The sequence below is a fragment of the Microvirga pakistanensis genome (assembly GCF_004458765.1).
GTDB lineage: Bacteria > Pseudomonadota > Alphaproteobacteria > Rhizobiales > Beijerinckiaceae > Microvirga > Microvirga pakistanensis.
In genome coordinates this window covers 1-223 of sequence record NZ_SPJX01000155.1, presented here as the reverse complement: position 1 = coordinate 223, position 223 = coordinate 1, and the positions used below count along the sequence as shown (strand labels likewise).

Sequence of the window (223 nt, the reverse complement as noted above, 5' to 3'; positions counted from 1 at the left end):
TGCCCGGTGATCGGGGCGGTATGAAGATCCGACACTTGGGGCTTGCGGGTCTCCTGCACCTTCCGGAAAAGGTCCTCGCGCCGACTATGGAGCAAGGGCGAACCATAGGGCCCGCGCGTGTTGAGAAGCACCTCGCCGCCAGGCTCGATCAACGCCACCCAGGAAGGAGCGGCGAGTCCCGCCTCCTGCGCCTGCTTGTGGAAGGCAGCGAAATCACGGTTTG

General features: G+C 64.6%; 1 pseudogene. It reads right to left on the bottom strand.

Annotated elements, in window-relative coordinates:
• Window positions 1–223: pseudogene (locus E4K09_RS28820) on the bottom strand (hypothetical protein); the annotation flags it as partial.